This window comes from Kribbella flavida DSM 17836, assembly GCF_000024345.1.
GTDB lineage: Bacteria > Actinomycetota > Actinomycetes > Propionibacteriales > Kribbellaceae > Kribbella > Kribbella flavida.
Genome location: NC_013729.1, coordinates 5,144,432 through 5,161,877, shown reverse-complemented (window position 1 = coordinate 5,161,877; position 17,446 = coordinate 5,144,432). Strand labels below are relative to the sequence as shown.

The window sequence follows — 17,446 nt, the reverse complement described above, 5'->3', positions numbered from 1 at the left end:
AAAAATGGTGTCGATGCGTCCGATCTGCGTGCGAACCGTTGACAAGACGGTGGGCGAAAGGAGATCTTTCTCGTCGGCCCGTTCGCGGAATGTTGCCATGGGCAATCAACGACCCCGCGGTGCGCGCGTCCCGCCGCGGTGGTGGCAGGATGATCCGCGTGGAAGGCTTGCTCCGGGAGCTCGCGCCCCAGGTGCTGGGTGCCGTCGTCCGGCGGACCGGCGACTTCACTGCGGCCGAGGACGCGGTCCAGGAGGCCCTGCTGGCCGCCGCCCGGACGTGGCCGCGCGACGGTACGCCGGACAACCCGCGTGGCTGGCTGATCCAGACCGCGCACCGCAAGGTGATCGACGAGATCCGGCAGGAGCAGGCCCGGCGCCGCCGCGAGGAGCTCGCCGCCCAGCGGGAGGTTCCGGCCGAGGAGGTCGAGCAGCAGGACGACACGCTGCGACTGCTGTTCCTGTGCTGTCACCCGGACCTGTCCGCGGCTTCGGCGATCGCCCTCACCCTGCGCGCGGTCGGCGGGCTGAGCACCGCGGAGATCGCGCAGGCGTACTTCGTGCCGGAGTCGACGATGGCGCAGCGGATCAGCCGGGCCAAGCAGCGGATCAAGGGCGCGACGTTCGAGCTCGACCCGGGCGACGAGCGGCTGCGCAACGTCCTGCACGTGCTCTACCTGATGTTCAACGAGGGCTACACCAGCAGCAGTGGCCCGGAGCTGCACCGCGCCGACCTGGCCACCGAGGCGATCCGCCTGACCCGGACAGTGCACGCGCTGCTGCCGGAGAACGGCCAAGTGACCGGTCTGCTCGCGTTGATGCTGCTCAACGACGCCCGGCGGGACGCCCGGACCGGTTCGTCCGGCGAGTTGATTCCGCTGGCCGAGCAGGACCGCTCGCTGTGGAACAAGGACTTCATCGCCGAAGGTGTGGCGCTCGCCGTCGACGCGTTTGGCCGTCCGCCGCTGGGGGAGTATCAGCTGCAGGCGGCGATCGCCGCGCTGCACGACGAGGTGGACCGGCCCGAGGACACCGACTGGCCGCAGGTGCTGGCGCTGTACGGGCTGCTGGAGGAGCTGTCCAAGAACCCGATGGTCACACTGAACCGCGCGATCGCCGCGGCGATGGTCAACGGCCCGGACGCCGGTCTCGCCATGCTGGAGCCGCTGGACAAGCAACTGGCCGGGCACTACCGACTGGACGCCGTACGGGGACATCTGTACGAGATGAAGGGGGAGACCGGGACTGCGGCGGAACACTTCCGCGCGGCGGCCCGGCGTACGACGAGCTTGCCGGAGCGGGACTACCTGACCCTGAAGGCCGCAGCGGTCAGTGATGCTGCGCGAACGCCGCAGTGATCTCCTCCGGGCCCTCGCCGGTCGCCAGCAGCAACCTCAGCAGCACCCGCGCCTTGTACGGGTCGAGGAAGCCGCCGCTGATCAGACCGCGGCCGAGGAGGTCGGACTCGGAGCCCACCGAGCGATAGGTGTTGCGCAGGATCGAGCCACCGCCGGTCCGTGACGTCAGTACGACGGGGATGCGCTCGGCCAGAGCGCCCAGCACCGGCGCCAGGGCAGACGGCACGTGGCCGACGCCGAAGCCCGCGACGACCAGGCCCTGATGGGTGTCAGCCAGTCCGTCGAGCAGGAGGCCGTCGTCGTCCAGCGTGACCGTGTAGAGCGCCACCCGGGTCGCGTCGAGGTCGGCAGGTTCCGCACGGCCGGGCACGCCGTCCTGGCGAGCGGGACGGGTGAGGATGCGGACCTGGTCCTCGACCAGCTGGCCGATCGGCCCGGCGTTGGGCGAGGTGAACGTCGCCGTGCTCGTGCTGTGCGTCTTGCGGACCCAGCGGGCGGCGTGGACCTCGTCGTTGAACACCACCAGGGCCCCGAGGTCCCGAGCCGCGGGGGAGCAGGCGACCCGCGCGGCAGCCAGCAGGTTCGCCGGGCCGTCCGGGCCGGCCAGAGTCGAGTTGCGCATCGCGCCCGTCAGCACGAACGGCTGCGGATGCGGCCACACCTGGTCGACCACGAACGCGCTCTCCTCGAGTGTGTCCGTGCCTTGGGTGACCACCACGCCGGTGGCCCCGTTGCTGACGGCCTTCGACGCGGCGTCCACCACGTCCAGCAACGTCGCGAGCGTCAGGTCCGCGCTGGGCACGGCTTCGACGTCCTGCACTTCCAAGGGCTGCCCCAGCTCGGCCAGACCCGGTACGGCGGCGGTCAGCTCGGCACCGGTCAACCTGTGCGAACCGCCGGCCACGGAGATGGTGCCGCCGAGGGTGAAGAGCGCGACGCTCACGGGCAGATCCTCTCGTTGGTCACAGCAGGCCGGGGCAGGTTACTACCTGAGCGGACCGGTCAACTACCTAGCGCGACTTGGCCCGGACGTGCATGCGCTCGCCCTGCGGCCCGTACAGGCACAGCAGCTCCACCGGCTCCGGTCCGGGGTTGCCGAACCAGTGCGGGACCCGGGTGTCGAACTCGGCCACCTCACCGGCCTCCAGGATGAAGTCCTTGTCGCCCAGCACGAGCCGGAGCCGCCCGGACAGCACGTAGATCCAGTCGTAGCCCTCGTGCGTCTTCTGCTCGACCTCTCCGCCGGGCCAGCCGGGCGGAGCAATCTGCTTGAACGCCTGCAGGCCGCCCGGCCGCCGGCTGAGCGGGATCAGCACGGCACCGAACCGCTTGATCGGCTTGGAGTGGATTCGCGGGTCGCCGGTCGAGGGCGCGTCGACCAGCTCGTCCAGCTGAACCTGGTGCGCCCGGGCCAGGGGCAGCAGCAGTTCCAGCGTGGGGCGACGCTGTCCCGCCTCCAGCCGGGACAGGGTGCTCACCGAGATTCCCGTGCTCTCCGCCAGTTGGGTGAGCGTCGTACCGCGCTCCTGCCGCAGCCGGCGCAGCCGGGGACCGACCGCTTCCAGCACCTCGTCGAAATCGTCCATGTTGCCATCTTGGCAAAGATCTTTGTCATTCTCGCGATGCTCGCGGATTCTCGGAGCAGACCGAGAGAAGGAGATCGACATGTACGACGTGATCGTGGTGGGTGGCGGAGCCGCGGGACTCAGCGGAGCCCTGGCGCTGGTCCGGGCCCGGCGGTCGGTGCTGGTCGTCGACCGGGGAGACCCGCGCAACGCGCCCGCCGACGGGGTGCACAACTTCCTGACCCGGGACGGGACGCCGCCGGCCGAGCTGACCGCGCTGGGCCGCGCCGAGGTGACCGGGTACGGCGGTGAGGTGATCACCGGGACCGTCACGTCCGCCCGGCCGACCGGCGACGCGGAGATCGGGTTCGAGGTCGAGCTGACCGACGGGCGGACGTTCCAGGCCCGGCGGCTGCTGGTGACGACCGGTGTGACCGACCAGCTCCCCGACGTACCGGGGCTGGCCGAGCGGTTCGGCCGGGACGTGCTGCACTGCCCGTACTGCCACGGCTGGGAGGTGCGGGACCAGGCGATCGGCGTGCTGCAGACCGGACCGATGGCGATCCACCAGGTGATGCTGTTCCGGCAGCTGAGCGACGACGTCACGCTGTTCCTGCACGAGGGGCCGGAGCCGACCGAGCAGCAGTGGGAGGAACTGGCCGCGCGCGGCATCTCCGTGGTGCAGGGCGAGGTGGAGGCCGTCGAGACCACGGACGACCGGCTGACCGGCGTACGGCTGCGGGGTGGCCGGGTGATCGCCCGGCAGGCGCTGGTGGTCCAGACGTCGCTGCGGGCGCGGGCGCGGTTCCTGGACGAGCTCGGCCTCAAGGCGGGCGACCGGGAGATCCGTGGAGTGGTCATCGGGACCGCGGTGGACGCCGGTCCGGGCGGAACGACCGACGTGCCGGGCGTCTGGGTGGCCGGCAACGTGACCGAACCGATGGCCCAGGTGATCAGCGCCGCGGCGGCCGGACTCGCGGCCGGCGCGGGCATCAACGCCGAACTGGTCGCAGAAGACACTCGCCGGGCAGTGGCCGCGCGCAGCAGTTGAGGCGTTGAATAGGGGCGGGAGGGTGGATGCGCGACACGGTCGACCCCGATTTCGCCTCGTACGTCGATGCGCGGCAGGGCAGGTGGCTGCGCAGCGCCTACCTCGTCTACGGCGACCCGGCGCGGGCCGAGGCGGAACTGCTGCACGCCTTCAGCCGGCTGTCACTTGTGTGGGGGCGCGAGGACGACCCGGACATGTTCGTCCAGCGCGTGCTCTACCAGCCCGCCCTGTCGCGCTGGAACAGGGCGAGTGTGTTCGAGGGCGACGACGAGCTCGCCCGATCGGCGCTCGGTGGGATGAGTCCGGTGCAGCGCACGGTGTTCGTGCTGCTGTACTACGAGGAGCTCACCGAGTTCGAGATCGCGGATCTGCTCTCGCTGTCCCACACCGCGGTGCACAGCCACGGCCAGGCTGCGCTGAGCCGGTTCCGCAGCGGGCTGGGCCATGGCGACTGGCGTAGCGCCGGGGACCGGCGATGAGGCGCGAGGACGTCCGGCCGCTGCTGCAGCGGGCAGTGGACGAGCTACCTGAGCCTGACCTGGCGGACTCGGCCTGGGCCGGCGGACTGACGCTTCGCCGGCGCAGGCGACGGACGACGGCCGTGGTGCTGGCAGTGGTTCTGCTCATGCTGACCGCTGCCGGCATCCTGGTCGCCGTCAAGGGCCCGAGCGCTGGTCTGACCTCGCCGGACCGGCCGCCGAGCCACCCGCCCGGCTATGTGCCGCCCGCTGGACAGATCGCCGGGATGGACTTCTGGCTGGCGCCGCCCGGTGGCAGCGAGCCGTTCCTGGATCGGCTGTCGACCCCGATGGGTGAACAGTTGCAGTACCCCGACGATGCGGAGCCTCTTCAGGCCCAGCCGGTCGAGCAGATCGCCGCGGTGGTGCTCACCCGGACCGACCGTGGCTTCCGGCCGCTCCTGCTGGGCAGCGACGCGAAGTGGTCCGAGGCGGACGTGCTGCTGGCTCCGATCGCCACCGGCTCGCCTCTCAGTCCTGGTTCGGTCGCCCCGAGCGGTGGCCGGGTGGCCTTCCCGCAGCCCGGTGGCGTGGTGGTCGTCGAATCGGCCTCCGCGCAGATCCGGCGCATCGCCCTGGCCGACCAGGACATCCGCAGCGTGTCCTGGCTCGTGGACAGCGAGCGGATGCTGGTCAGCGGCCCGCGCAGCACGTACCGGGTGGCGATCAACCCCGCCGCCAGTGGGGCCCAGGAGGTGGCGCCGATCCAGCCCAGCGTCGACCCGCACGCCGCGACCTCGCCGTACCGGCTGGACGGGGTGGCGGGGCAGGTCGTGCTGATGCGCTCCATCCTGCGAGGCTGGACGGTCGACGACACCGTCCAGCTGCCGGTGCAGAGCTGGACCGGGCAGACGTTCACCAGTGGCAACGTCGCGGCCCGGCTGTTCACCGCGACCCAGCTGCCGCAGGTGCCGACGATCGCGTCCCGGCCGCAGGTGGTGGCTGCGATCTCCGCCGTGCCGAGCGAGCCCAGTCGCCTGCTGGTGCTCGGCGAAACACCTCCGGCCACTCCACCGCCGTCAGGGCCCAGTACGCCGGACGCCGTTCGCGAGCGCGACTGCTGCGCCGTGGCCGGCTGGTACGACGCGTCGACGGTCCTGCTCCAGGTCACCGGCTGGATCCTGTCGTGGAACCTGGAGACCGGGCAGGTCCGCCGAGTGACCGAGGTCGACGTCGAAGCAGTTGCCCTGGGCCCCGGTCTGCGGGACTGACCGCCCTACTCGACGATGCAGCGCAGGGTCATCTCCATCAGGTGGTCGGCGTCGGCCACCGTCGGCATCGCCTCGCCGGTCAGCGCGCGAATCACCAGGACGCCGGCGAGCCACTGCACCATCAGCACCGGGTCGGCGTCCGGGCGGATCCGTTCGCCGCGGGCCCGGGCGCGCTCCAGCGCCGCCGCGGTGTGCGCGATCCGGCGCTGCAGGAAGGCGCGGTAGAACACGGCGAACTGCTCACCGCGGTTCATCTCGGTGACCGCGAGCCGGACCAGCGCGACCCCTTCCTTGGTGTTCACGAAGGCCAGCGCGTCGCGGTAGACCTGGCGCAGGTCGCCCGCGATCGACCCGGTGTCCGCGTCCGGGATCTCGATGTCGAACAGCCCGGCCAGCGCGTCGTTGGCCAGCTGCTCCTTGCTCGCCCAGCGGCGGTAGATGGTGGCCTTGCCGACGCCGGCCGCCTCGGCCACGTCGTCCACCGTCATGCGCTCGAACCCGCGCTCCAGCAGCAGCTGCACGGCGTACCGGCGGATCCTCGGCTCGGCGTCCGGGTCCCGCGGTCGGCCGCGGCGCGGCTTGTCCCCGTCGTTCGTCCCCATCGTGGTCGTCCCCAGCTCGGACGGTCGCAGTGGCGCGGCTGCGGCCGTGTGGTCCAGCCAGAGTGCCATATCCGGCGCGATGTCACCTGGATGTCACCTGACGCAGCGCTTTGTCACATCGCCGAAACATACGGACCGATCGGTTGAAACGGCGCGCCGACACCGTGTGCGATGTGGCCGCGCGCAGGCTTCCCGGCGCTGTGGAGCACCTCTCGACGAGGACGCCGGTCACCCCCAGATCGATGGAAGGGATGACGTTGATGGAGATCAACGCCGGCGATACCGCCTGGGTCTTGGTCAGTGCCGCCCTGGTGTTCTTGATGACACCGGGCCTGGCTTTCTTCTACGGCGGCATGGTGCGCGTCAAGAGCGTGCTGAACATGATGATGATGAGTGCCATCACCATCGCCGTCGTCACCGTGCTGTGGGTGGTGGTCGGCTACTCGTTGACGTTCGGTGGTGACAACGGCGGGGTGATCGGGAACTTCTCGGTGGCCGGCCTGAAGGGCTTGATCGCCCCCGAGGCGGTCAGCGGCACCATCCCGACGCTCGCCTTCGTGGCCTTCCAGCTGATGTTCGCGATCATCACGCCGGCGCTGATCTCCGGCGCGATCGCCGACCGGGCCTCGTTCCGCGGCTGGATCGTGTTCGTGGCGCTGTGGACCTCGCTGGTCTACTTCCCGGTCGCGCACGCCGTGTGGTACCTCGACGGCGAGGGTGGCGGCGGTTTCATCGCCACCGGCATCAAGGCGATCGACTTCGCCGGTGGCACCGCGGTGCACGTGAACGCCGGTGCGGCGGCGCTGGCGCTGGCGATCGTGCTGGGCCGGCGGGTCGGCTGGCGCAAGGACCCGATGCGGCCGCACAGCCTGCCGCTGGTCGTGCTCGGCGCCGGGCTGCTGTGGTTCGGCTGGTTCGGCTTCAACGCCGGCTCGGCGCTGTCGGCCGGCACCACCGCCGCGGTCACCTTCGTGAACACCCAGGTCGCCACCGCGGCCGCCGTGATCGGCTGGCTGATCGTGGAGCGGATCCGGCACGGCAAGGCCACCACGCTGGGCATGGCCTCCGGCGCGGTCGCCGGTCTGGTCGCGATCACCCCGGCCTGCGGCGCGGTCACCCCGGTCGGCGCGCTGATCCTGGGTGTCGTGGCCGGTGGCATCTGCGCCTTCGCGGTGTCGCTGAAGTACAAGCTGGGCTTCGACGACTCCCTCGACGTGGTCGGCGTGCACCTGGTCGGCGGCCTGGTCGGCTCGCTGGCGATCGGCTTCCTCGGTTCCGCGGCCGCGCCGTCGGCGGTGGACGGCCTGTTCTACGGTGGCGGTGCCGGTCAGCTCGGCCGGCAGGCGCTGGCGAACCTGATCGTCGGGGTCTACTCCTTCGTGGTCGCCTTCGTGCTGGCCAAGCTGATCGACCTGACGATCGGCTTCCGGATCAAGGAGGACGACGAGCGGGAGGGTGTCGACCAGGTCGAGCACGCCGAGACGGCGTACGACTTCCTGGCCGCGGGCTCCGGCCTGCGCGGCCCGGCCACGGCGGTCCGGACCCCGGCGCCGGTCGACGACGCCCCGGCCAAGGACGCTGCTGACAAGGAAGGTGCGAACGCATGAAGCTGATCACCGCGGTGGTCAAGCCGCACAAGCTCGAAGACGTCCGGACCGCGCTGGAAACGTTCGGGGTGACCGGGATGACGGTCACCGAGGCGAGCGGTTACGGCCGGCAGAAGGGCCACACCGAGGTCTACCGGGGTGCGGAGTACGAGGTGGACCTGGTGCCGAAGGTCCGGCTCGAGGTGGTCGTCGAGGACGGCGACAGCACCGACGTGCTGGACGTGATCGTGAAGGCCGCGCAGACCGGCAAGATCGGCGACGGCAAGGTCTGGGTGACCCCGGTGGAGACGATCGTCCGGGTCCGGACCGGCGAGGTCGACGGAGACGCTCTGTGAGGACGCGGTAGATGGTGGACCGGGCGGCACAGCGGCGCGTTCGGGCCGGCGAGGCCGACGAACTGCTGTACCTGCTGCTTGCGAAAGCCTGCGACGCCCTCGGTGTTCCCACCGAGGGCGTCGCCCTGGTCGCTGTCGGCGGCTACGGCCGGGAGGAGCTGTCGCCGTACAGCGATCTGGACGTGATGCTGGTGCACGTCGAGGGGTATCCGCGGGTGGACGAGCTCGCCGCGCAGATCTGGTACCCGCTGTGGGACTCGCGGACGAGGCTGGACCACAGCGTCCGGACGATCGACGACGCCCGACAGGCGGCGGCCGACGACGTACGGGTCGCACTGGGTCTGCTGGACGCGCGGCACGTCGCCGGGGACTCGCACCTCACCCTGCACTTGCGGTCCGTGCTGATGGCCGACTGGCGGCGTACGGCGAAGACCCGGTTGCCCGCGCTCGCCCAGGCCTGCCGGGACCGCGCCGACACGGTCGGAGAGCTCGCCCACCTTGCCGAGCCGGACCTCAAGGAGGCGTACGGCGGCCTGCGCGACGCCGTCGTACTCCGGGCGCTGGTGGCGTCCTGGCTGATCGACGTACCGCACCCGGTGGTCGAGCGGGCCCGGCTGGACCTGCTGAACATCCGGGACGAGCTGCACAGCGTTGCCGGACGCGCGACGGACCGGCTGGTCGCCGACGTGGCCGGTGACGTCGCAGCCGGGCTCGGACTGGACGGGCGTGACGAGTTGCTTCGGCAGGTGTACTCGACCGGGCGGACGCTCGCGCACGTGTGCGACGTGTCCTGGCGGCGCATCGAGAGCCTGGTCAACCGGCCTCCGCGCTCCCGGCGTCGTCGTACCGGTGGGCCGTTGCTGCTGGCGCTGGACGAAGGAGTCGGGCAGCACGAGGGCGAAGTCGTCCTCATGCCTGACGCTCGGCCTGAGCGTGACGCTGCACTCGGTCTGCGTGCTGCAGCGGTCGCTGCGGATCGTGAACTGGTCCTCTCACCTGCTGTCTGCGACCGGCTGGCCGCGACCGCGGCTGCGTTGCCGGAGCCTTGGCCGGGCGAGGCGCGGCGGCTGTTCTGCGCGCTGCTCGGTGCTGGGCAAGGTCTGCTGGAGGTCTGGGAGGCGATGGACCAGGCCGGCTACGTCTCCCGGCTGCTGCCCGAGTGGGAGAGCGTGCGGTTCCGGCCGCCGCAGTCCGCGGTCCACCGCTTCACGGTCGACCGGCACCTGCTGGAGACCTGTGTCGAGGCGTCGAAGATGGTGCGCGACGTACGCCGTCCCGACCTGCTGCTGGTCGCCGCGCTGCTGCACGACCTCGGCAAAGCGGTCGAAGGCGATCACAGCGTCACCGGTGCAGTCATCGCTGCCGTCATCGGGCGCCGGCTCGGCTTCAGCGAGGTGGACGCGGACACGATCACTCTGCTGGTTCGCCAGCACCTGATGCTGGCGCAGGTCGCCACCCGGCGGGACCTGGACGACCCGATGACCGTGGACCTCGTCGCGGGCATCGTGGGCGACACCGACACGCTCGACCTGCTGGAGGCCCTCACGTACGCCGATGCGCGGGCGGCCGGTCCCGCAGCCTCGTCACCTTGGCGGCTTCGGCTGGTGGGGGAGTTGTGCCGCCGGGTGCGGGGTGAGTTGTCCGGTGGAGGGGCCGGACTGTGGACCGAAGCTCCGCCCGTTCCGGTGCCCGAGCTGCACCAGGTGGTCGGCATCGGACGGCTGGGCGTCACCGTGTCCGACCATCACGGAGACGTGCAGGTCAACGTAGCTGTGCCGGACCAGGTCGGGACGCTGTCCACCGTGGCCGCCGTACTGGCTGTCGAGCGGCTCGCTGTGCGGTCTGCGGTGATCACCTCGGTGGAAGGGCTCGGCATCTCGCAGTGGACGGTCGCGGGCTCACCACCTGATCCCGTGCGGCTGCGGGACCGGTTGTCGGTGGCACTGCGCGACAACAGCGACCTCGTACGCCGGCTGGCCGCGCGGGACTCGTCCGTCCGCAAGGGTGCCGCCAGTCGGGTGGATCTGCTGCCGGACGCGTCGGAGACCGCGACTGTGCTGCAGATCCGGGCGCACGACCGGCCGGGGCTGCTGTACGACATCACCGCAGCGATCGCCTCGACCGGCGCGGACATCAGGTCGGCGCACGTGAGCACGCTCGGCGCCGAGTGCGTCGACGTCTTCTACCTGACCGACGGCCACGGCTCGCCGCTGGACGAGGAGGACGCGCGGGTGACCGCCAAGACCATCCTCGATCGGCTGACCTTTTAGGGTCGGGGTGTGGACGTCGTCGAAGCATTCAAGCTCCAGGCCGCTGCGTGTGAAGAGCTCGGCTCCCCGCTGTACGCCGATCTTCTCCGCCGGCTCGTGGACGATTACGAGCTCGGCGGAGTCTCCACCGAGGTGCTGGCCGGGCATGAGCAGGATCCAGGGCCGTCGGCACTCGCACTGCGGCTGCTGGGCTCGGTCCACCGGCTGGTGCTCGCTCGGGAGGTGCCGGAGCTCGGCGTCTTCTACCCGAGCGTCGGGGGTGAGTGGGACCCGGTGCTGGGCTGGGAGGCGTTCGAGCAGGTGCTCCAGGCGCGTGGTCCGGAGCTGCGCAGTCTGCTGAGCCAGCCGCCGCAGACCAACGAGGTGGGCCGCTCTACTGCTCTCTACGGCGGCCTGCTGCGGCTGGCCGAGGTGGTTCCGCTGCCGGTACGGCTGTTTGAGATCGGCTCCAGCGGTGGGCTGAACCTGCGCGCCGACCACTTCCGCTACGACCTGGCCGACGGCACGTCGTTCGGTGCCGCTGACAGCCCGGTGGTGTTCGCCGACGCGTGGTCGGGGCGCCCGATCCAGCCGGCGCCCGCACTGCGGATCGCGGAGCGGGTCGGGAGCGACATCAACCCGGTGAACCCGCTGAGCGAGGACGGCGCGCTCACGCTCATGTCGTACGTGTGGCCGGACATGACCGAGCGGCTGGCCCGGCTGCGCGGTGCGCTCGCGGTGGCTCGCGACGTGCCGGCCGACGTACGCCGGGAGGACGCGTTGTCCTTCCTGCGCAACCTCGAACTGGCCGAGGGGCACGTGACGGTCGTCTGGCACTCGGTGATGTGGCAGTACCTCACGCAGGCCGACCAGGCCGCCGCCGACGCCGCGATCGCCGAGCTGGGGGAGCGGGCGACGGCGACGGCTCCACTCGCGCGGCTCTGTCTGGAGCCGATGCGGCGGACTCCGGACGCGCCGTACGAGTTCCTGATCGTGCTGCAGGTGTGGCCGACCGGCGTGCCGCGCATCCTCGGGCACGCGGCGCCGCACGGGGTGCCTGCTGTGTGGGAGTGAGCCTGGATTCGGTGCGCCAGCTGGGTTACGCCGAGGTCAGGTCAGGGCTGCGACGAGGGTGTCGGTGAGCTCGGCCGCGTACTTGCCGTCCGGGTCGAGGTCGGGGTCGAAGATGCCGATGTCGATCCCCGCGCACTGCGTCGAGGCCAGGAGCGGCTCGAGCAGGTCCTGCAGCTCCTGATGCTGCAGCCCACCCGGATCGGGACTGTCGACCGCCGGCATCACCTCGGCGTCCAGGATGTCCACGTCCAGGTGCACCCAGAACCCGTCCAGCTCGTCGCGCTCCATCCGCTCGAGCACTCCACGCGCCGCCTTCGCCGGATCCCCGATGATGTCCCGCGCCGGCCACACGGGGATCCCGGCCGCTCGCACGTCCGGCTCGTACTCGTCGTCGTCCCGGATCCCGAGCAGCGCCGCATCCGTGTCCCGCACGTAGGGCCGCAGCGACTCCAGATCCGTCAGATCCGCCTGCCCACGGCCCGTCACCAGCGCCAGCGCCTCCCCACCCGCCGCGCCGACGTACGGCGAGTTGTCGACGGTCCGGAAGTCGGAGTGCCCGTCCAGGTAGACCACTCCGAACCGTCCCCGCCGCCGCAACGCCACCGCCGGCCCGAGCAGGTTGCTGCACTCCCCACCCAGCAGCACCACGAAGTTGCCTTCATCAACCAACCGGCCGACCCGCTCCGCCACCCGCACGCTGTACCCCGCCATCGCCGCCGCGTTGAACACCCCGTCCCCCGGCTGCCAGTCCCCGCGGTCGTACCGAGGCGGTGTCACACACCCCGCATCCCGAGCCCCGACCCGCCCCACGAACCCCTGATCCCGCACCGCCCCCGCCAACTTGTAACACCCCGGCACCGCCCCCACCACCGGCGGCCGCAAGCCCAAGTTGGACGGCCCGTCCAGCACAACCCGAGGCCTCACGCACATCACCTAACCAAAAGTCGACCGATGAGTGGTTAATGCTGCTGCGGTCCGACGCCCCTGTCAATCACCGGCCCCCGGCCGCGCGACCGGTTCTGGTGATCCGCACCTCGTGGCCGTTGTCCACAGGTGGGAGTGGAGCGCGGGACCGGTAGACTCGCGGAGTTGTGCCGGGTTGTTGGGCTTCACCGAAAGAAACGGACTGTTCCTCGTGTTCGACACGCTTTCCGACCGTCTTTCCGCCGCGTTCAAGAATCTGCGGGGCAAGGGCAAGCTGACCGACGCCGACATCGACGCGACCGCCCGGGAGATCCGGATCGCGTTGCTGGAGGCCGATGTCGCGTTGCCGGTGGTGAAGGAGTTCATCGCGGCGGTCAAGGAGCGGGCCAGTGGGGCCGAGGTGCGCGGGGGGCTGAACCCGGCGCAGCAGGTGATCAAGATCGTCAACGAGGAACTGGTCACGATCCTCGGTGGTGCGACGCGTGAGCTGCGGATGGCGAAGAAGCCGCCGACGGTGATCATGCTCGCGGGTCTGCAGGGTGCCGGTAAGACGACGCTGGCCGGCAAGCTCGCGAAGTGGCTGAAGGAGACCCGGCACCAGACGCCGATGCTGGTCGCCGCCGACCTGCAGCGGCCGAACGCCGTGACGCAGCTCCAGGTGGTCGGCCAGCGGGCCGGCGTACCGGTGTTCGCGCCGGAGCCGGGCAACGGCGTCGGCGACCCGGTCGAGGTGGCCCGCCGGGCGATGGACGAGGCGCGGACCAAGCAGCACAGCGTGGTGATCGTCGACACGGCCGGCCGGCTGGGTGTCGACGAGGAACTGATGAAGCAGGCCGCGGACATCCGCGACGCCGTGTCGCCGGACGAGATCCTGTTCGTGGTCGACGCGATGATCGGTCAGGACGCGGTCACCACGGCCCAGGCGTTCCTGGACGGCGTCGGCTTCGACGGCGTGGTGCTGTCCAAGCTGGACGGCGACGCCCGCGGTGGTGCCGCGCTGTCGATCGCGCAGGTCACCGGCCGTCAGGTGATGTTCGCCTCGAACGGCGAGAAGCTCGAGGACTTCGACGTCTTCCACCCCGACCGGATGGCCTCGCGCATCCTCGGCATGGGCGACGTGATGAGCCTGATCGAGCAGGCCGAGCGCACCTTCGACGCCGACCAGGCGGCCAAGACCGCGGCCAAGCTGCAGAAGAAGGGCGGCAAGGACTTCACCCTGGACGACTTCCTCGCCCAGATGCAGTCGGTGCGCAAGATGGGCCCGCTGACCAAGATCTTCGGCATGCTGCCGGGCGCGGCCCAGTTCAAGGACCAGCTGGAGAACTTCGACGAGCGCGAGATCGACCGGATCGAGGCCGTCATCCACTCGATGACGCCGGCCGAGCGGGCCGATCCGCACATCATCAACGGTTCCCGCCGGGCCCGGATCGCGAAGGGCTCGGGCACCGAGGTCGCGACCGTGAGCGGGCTGGTCGAGCGGTTCTTCGAGGCGCGCAAGATGATGTCCGCGATGGCCAGCGGCAAGGGGCTGCCCGGAATGCCGGGCATGCCCGGGATGCCGGGTATGCCGGGTGCGGGCGGCGGCAAGAAGGGCAAGCAGCAGGCGAAGAAGGGCAAGAAGCGCGGCTCGGGCAACCCGGCCAAGCGGGCGAACCCAGGCGCCGGCCGGCCGGCCGAGCCGCAGCCGGGCGAGCTGCCCGCGGCCTTCGGTGGCGGCAACTTCGCCGGCGGCAACTTCGAACTGCCGGACGCTTTCAAGAACCTGGTGGACGGCAAGGACGAGAAGTAGGACGCTGGTCGCAGGGGAGGACGTCCCGCGCCGGGAACAGCGGGGGACGGTACGCCGTACGGTCGGTGTCGGCGGGGTAGAGACTTGTTGTCCGGGGGGCCGGACGCTCCGACAGCGGTTGTCGCCGAGCGGGCAGACGTTAAGATCGTGCCTACGCCCGTGAGGATGGGGTCACTGCGGACTACGTCGAAGGACGGTTCGGATGAGGCAGCAGTTCAGGGATCTCGACACGTGGCGGGGCAAGTTGACCGCGACGTGGATCTGCCTGGCTCCGCCTGCCGCGATGGTCGCCGTGTTCGTCGCCGGCGGCGTTCCCTCCAACACCTTCGTGGTCGACTCGCACGCGCTCAGCCAGCCGCGCCAGGACTCGATCTTCGACGCCCTGGCGCAGGACGTGCCGAACCAGCCCGGCGCCGACGGCAGCGTCGGCACCGAGAAGCGCTCCTCAATCGAGGTCCCGGTCACCGGGGCCACCGACAGCTTGCAGCAGCCGACCGTCGGTCCGGCCGGCTCGGTCTCCGGTATCCCTGGCACGCTGCTCGCGGCGTACCAGAAGGCGGCCAACGACCTGGCCGTCGCCAAGCCCGGCTGCCACATCACCTGGCCGCTGCTGGCCGGCATCGGCAAGGTCGAGTCCGCGCACGCCAGCGGCGGCCGGGTCGACAGCGCCGGCAACACCCGCGGCCAGATCCTCGGCCCGGTGCTCGACGGCGGCCCGGGCATGGCTGCGATCAGCGACACCGACCAGGGCCGGTTCGACGGCAACACCCGGTGGGACCGCGCGGTCGGCCCGATGCAGTTCATCCCCGGCACCTGGAACGGGTTCGGCGCCGACGGCAACGGCGACGGCGTGAAGAACCCGCACAACGTCTTCGACGCGACCCGGGCGGCCGGCGACTACCTCTGCTCGGGCAGCTCCGACCTGAGCAAGCCGCAGGGCCTGGTCCAGGCGGTACTGCGCTACAACCACTCGATGGAGTACGTGTCCACGGTGCTGCGCTGGATGAAGTCGTACAGCGACTCCGCGGTCACCACGCCCGACGGTGACGGCGTGATCGACCCGCCGGCCGGCGACAACGGCAACGTGGACCAGGACGACGACCCGGCGCAGGTGCCTGACAACGACGGCACCACGCCGGGATCATCCGCGACGACCAGCACCTCGAGCCCGACCAGCCCGGCGACGACGGCCCCGACGACGGCCCCGACGACCGCGCCGACCACCGTGCCGTCGACGGTTCCGACCCAGCCGACCCGGTCGCCCACGCTGACCCCGCGTCCGAGTTCGCCGCCGACTTCCCGGCCCACCTCGCGGCCGCCGTCCACCAGCGTCCCGACGACGCAGACCAAGCCGCCGGCGCCCACGCTGACCCCGACGTCGACGCACACCCAGACGCAGAACACTCCGACGCCGACGCCCACTCCGACGCCCACTCCGACGCCGACCCCCACGCCGACACCCACGCCGACACCCACGCCCACCCCGACGCCGACGGACACCCCCACGCCGTGCGGTCCGAACGAGACGCCGCCGACCGCCGACCCGACGCAGACTCCCGCGCCCGTGCCCAGCTGCACGGCGACGCCGTCCGGCCAGCAGTCGACCCAGTCCGAGCACACCGGCTCGCCGAGCCCGACCGACGCCCCGCAGAAGAAGACGTCCCCCACGCCGTGAGCTGAGCAACCAAAAGCACTCGGCTGAGCCGTACGACGCCGCCTGGCAGCCCGTCGTACGGGACCCAGGCAACCATCCCCGCCCGGCGTACCAGGGGCGCACAGCCCGTCTCCCGCCCCGACCAAGGGCCTGCGGCAAGGGTGCTATCGGCTCAGGTAACTTTCCGTCAGTCCTCGGTAACTTTCTGGCGTATCGATCGTTGAGCCGATCATGCGCCTAACCCGTAGTGGTAACCGTCGGGTCAAAATCATCATCGCTTCACTGTGCACGGCCCCGCTCCTGGTCGGGGCCATCGTGACGGTCGCCTCGGGCGGAGCCGGTGCCTCCGGCCAGCTCGCGGCGGACAGCCCGGTCGCTCCTTCGCCTGGAGCCGGACTGAACAGCGGTGAATTCGACGAACTGACCATGATCGTTCCGCAGCGTCCCGGAGTGGACGGCCGGATCGGATCTGACAAGCCTGCCCGTGCCGACGTGCCCGTCCAGGGTGCGACCGACGGAAGTTCGGTCGTCCGCCCTGGCCGCCCGAACGCCGTCAACGGCATCCCGCGCGGTGTCTTCCCCGCGTACCGCCGCGCCACCGCGAACCTCGCCGTCGTCCGGCCGAACTGCGGCCTCACCTGGCCGCTGCTGGCCGGCATCGGCAAGGTCGAGTCGAACCACGCCAGCGGCGGCCGGGTCGACGTGGCCGGCACCACCCGCGGCCGGCTGCTCGGCCCGGTGCTGAACGGCAAGGCCGGCCTGGGCAGGATCCCCGACACCGACCGCGGCCGGTACGACACCGACCGCGTCTGGGACCGGGCCGTCGGCCCGATGCAGATCATCCCCGGCGTCTGGAACGAGTTCGGCGCCGACGGCAACGGTGACACCTTCCGCAACCCGAACAACGTGTACGACGCGGTCACCACGGTCGCGGTCTACCTGTGCTCCGAGGGCGACGACCTGAAGCGCCCGCGGGACCTGGTCGCCGCCCTGCTGCGGTACCAGCACAGCAAGGACTTCGTCGCCACCGTGCTGCGCTGGATGCGCGTCTACAGCAAGAGCGCCGTCCTGATCCCGAACGCGAAGGGCAACCTGTCCGCGCCGAAGCCGACCGGCAACGCCGAGCGCAAGGTCGACCCGCGCCAGGTCCCCGAGGTGCCGGACGACACCTTGCCCACCACCGGCACCGCGACACCGAAGCCGGGGCCGAGCACGCCGGTCGAGGTGACGCCGTCGATCCCGGACCCGATCGAGGAGACGACGCCGACCGAGCGGCCGACCCCGCGGCCGACCCGGACGCCGCCGTCGGCCCGGCCGACGTCGACGCCGACGCCGACCGAGGACACCCCGACGCCCACCCCGACGCCGACGCCGACGCAGGACACCCCGACGCCGACGCCGAGCGACACCCCGACCCCGTCGGACACGCCGTCCGGGTCGCCCTGCACGGGCGAGGGCAACCCCACACCGTGCACCCAGGGCAGCGGGTCGCACGGCTGACGCCATCCCGGT

The 17,446-nt window shown here is 71.1% G+C and carries 15 protein-coding genes; 11 read left to right on the top strand and 4 right to left on the bottom strand.

Annotated elements, in window-relative coordinates:
* Positions 1-149 precede the first annotated feature (149 nt).
* Positions 150-1,355, top strand: a complete 1,206-nt coding sequence (locus KFLA_RS23725; protein WP_012922359.1) for an RNA polymerase sigma factor — start codon at positions 150-152, stop codon at positions 1,353-1,355.
* On the opposite strand, the gene KFLA_RS23720 is transcribed toward KFLA_RS23725, so the two are convergent.
* Both KFLA_RS23720 and KFLA_RS23715 read right to left on the bottom strand, forming a co-directional pair.
* Positions 1,327-2,298, bottom strand: a complete 972-nt coding sequence (locus KFLA_RS23720; RefSeq protein WP_012922358.1) for an asparaginase — start codon at positions 2,296-2,298, stop codon at positions 1,327-1,329. The genes KFLA_RS23725 and KFLA_RS23720 overlap by 29 nt on opposite strands.
* A gap of 67 nt (positions 2,299-2,365) precedes the next feature.
* Complete coding sequence (locus tag KFLA_RS23715; RefSeq protein WP_012922357.1) at positions 2,366-2,941, bottom strand: helix-turn-helix transcriptional regulator; 576 nt, start codon at positions 2,939-2,941, stop codon at positions 2,366-2,368.
* Positions 2,942-3,020: 79 nt separating this feature from the next.
* Here KFLA_RS23715 and KFLA_RS23710 point away from each other — a divergent pair, with 79 nt between their 5' ends.
* From KFLA_RS23710 to KFLA_RS23700, 3 genes are read left to right on the top strand one after another with little or no spacing between them, the layout of a single operon-like run.
* Positions 3,021-3,971 carry an NAD(P)/FAD-dependent oxidoreductase gene (locus KFLA_RS23710; protein ID WP_012922356.1) on the top strand — a complete coding sequence of 317 codons (951 nt, stop codon included), beginning with the start codon at positions 3,021-3,023 and terminating at the stop codon, positions 3,969-3,971.
* Between the two features lie 26 nt (positions 3,972-3,997).
* A complete protein-coding gene (locus KFLA_RS23705) occupies positions 3,998-4,450 on the top strand; it encodes a sigma factor-like helix-turn-helix DNA-binding protein (protein ID WP_012922355.1) in 453 nt (150 codons plus the stop codon).
* The gene (locus KFLA_RS23700; RefSeq protein ID WP_012922354.1) at positions 4,447-5,700 is read left to right on the top strand and encodes a hypothetical protein; all 1,254 of its coding nucleotides are present in this window, start codon (positions 4,447-4,449) and stop codon (positions 5,698-5,700) included. Before KFLA_RS23705 ends, KFLA_RS23700 begins: the two co-directional genes overlap by 4 nt.
* Positions 5,701-5,705: 5 nt before the next feature.
* On the opposite strand, the gene KFLA_RS23695 is transcribed toward KFLA_RS23700, so the two are convergent.
* Entirely contained in the window at positions 5,706-6,302 is a 597-nt protein-coding gene (locus KFLA_RS23695) for a TetR/AcrR family transcriptional regulator (RefSeq protein ID WP_041290436.1), read from the bottom strand.
* A 251-nt stretch (positions 6,303-6,553) separates the two neighbouring features.
* Here KFLA_RS23695 and KFLA_RS23690 point away from each other — a divergent pair, with 251 nt between their 5' ends.
* The 4 genes from KFLA_RS23690 to KFLA_RS23675 are packed head-to-tail and all read left to right on the top strand — an operon-like array spanning position 6,554 to position 11,567.
* Complete coding sequence (locus KFLA_RS23690; RefSeq protein ID WP_063822789.1) at positions 6,554-7,909, top strand: ammonium transporter; 1,356 nt, start codon at positions 6,554-6,556, stop codon at positions 7,907-7,909.
* Positions 7,906-8,244 carry a P-II family nitrogen regulator gene (locus tag KFLA_RS23685; RefSeq protein ID WP_012922351.1) on the top strand — a complete coding sequence of 113 codons (339 nt, stop codon included), beginning with the start codon at positions 7,906-7,908 and terminating at the stop codon, positions 8,242-8,244. The genes KFLA_RS23690 and KFLA_RS23685 overlap by 4 nt, the downstream gene beginning before the upstream one ends.
* Before the next feature lie 11 nt (positions 8,245-8,255).
* Positions 8,256-10,514, top strand: a complete 2,259-nt coding sequence (locus tag KFLA_RS23680; protein WP_012922350.1) for a [protein-PII] uridylyltransferase — start codon at positions 8,256-8,258, stop codon at positions 10,512-10,514.
* A 9-nt stretch (positions 10,515-10,523) separates the two neighbouring features.
* Positions 10,524-11,567: a DUF2332 domain-containing protein gene (locus KFLA_RS23675; protein WP_012922349.1), complete on the top strand. Its 1,044-nt coding sequence runs from the start codon at positions 10,524-10,526 to the stop codon at positions 11,565-11,567.
* Between the two features lie 36 nt (positions 11,568-11,603).
* Here KFLA_RS23675 and KFLA_RS23670 read toward each other — a convergent pair whose 3' ends face one another.
* Positions 11,604-12,344 (bottom strand): arginase family protein, encoded by a 741-nt coding sequence (locus KFLA_RS23670; protein ID WP_237706582.1) that lies wholly within the window; start codon positions 12,342-12,344, stop codon positions 11,604-11,606.
* Positions 12,345-12,702: 358 nt separating this feature from the next.
* Here KFLA_RS23670 and ffh point away from each other — a divergent pair, with 358 nt between their 5' ends.
* The 3 genes from ffh to KFLA_RS23655 all read left to right on the top strand — a co-directional run bounded on the left by ffh (position 12,703) and on the right by KFLA_RS23655 (position 17,434).
* Positions 12,703-14,280, top strand: a complete 1,578-nt coding sequence (gene ffh / locus KFLA_RS23665) for a signal recognition particle protein (protein ID WP_041290433.1) — start codon at positions 12,703-12,705, stop codon at positions 14,278-14,280.
* Between the two features lie 202 nt (positions 14,281-14,482).
* On the top strand, positions 14,483-15,955 hold the full coding sequence (locus KFLA_RS37130) for a lytic transglycosylase domain-containing protein (protein WP_012922346.1): 1,473 nt from the start codon (positions 14,483-14,485) through the stop codon (positions 15,953-15,955).
* Between the two features lie 405 nt (positions 15,956-16,360).
* Positions 16,361-17,434, top strand: a complete 1,074-nt coding sequence (locus KFLA_RS23655) for a lytic transglycosylase domain-containing protein (protein ID WP_237706581.1) — start codon at positions 16,361-16,363, stop codon at positions 17,432-17,434.
* The last annotated feature ends 12 nt before the right edge of the window (positions 17,435-17,446 follow it).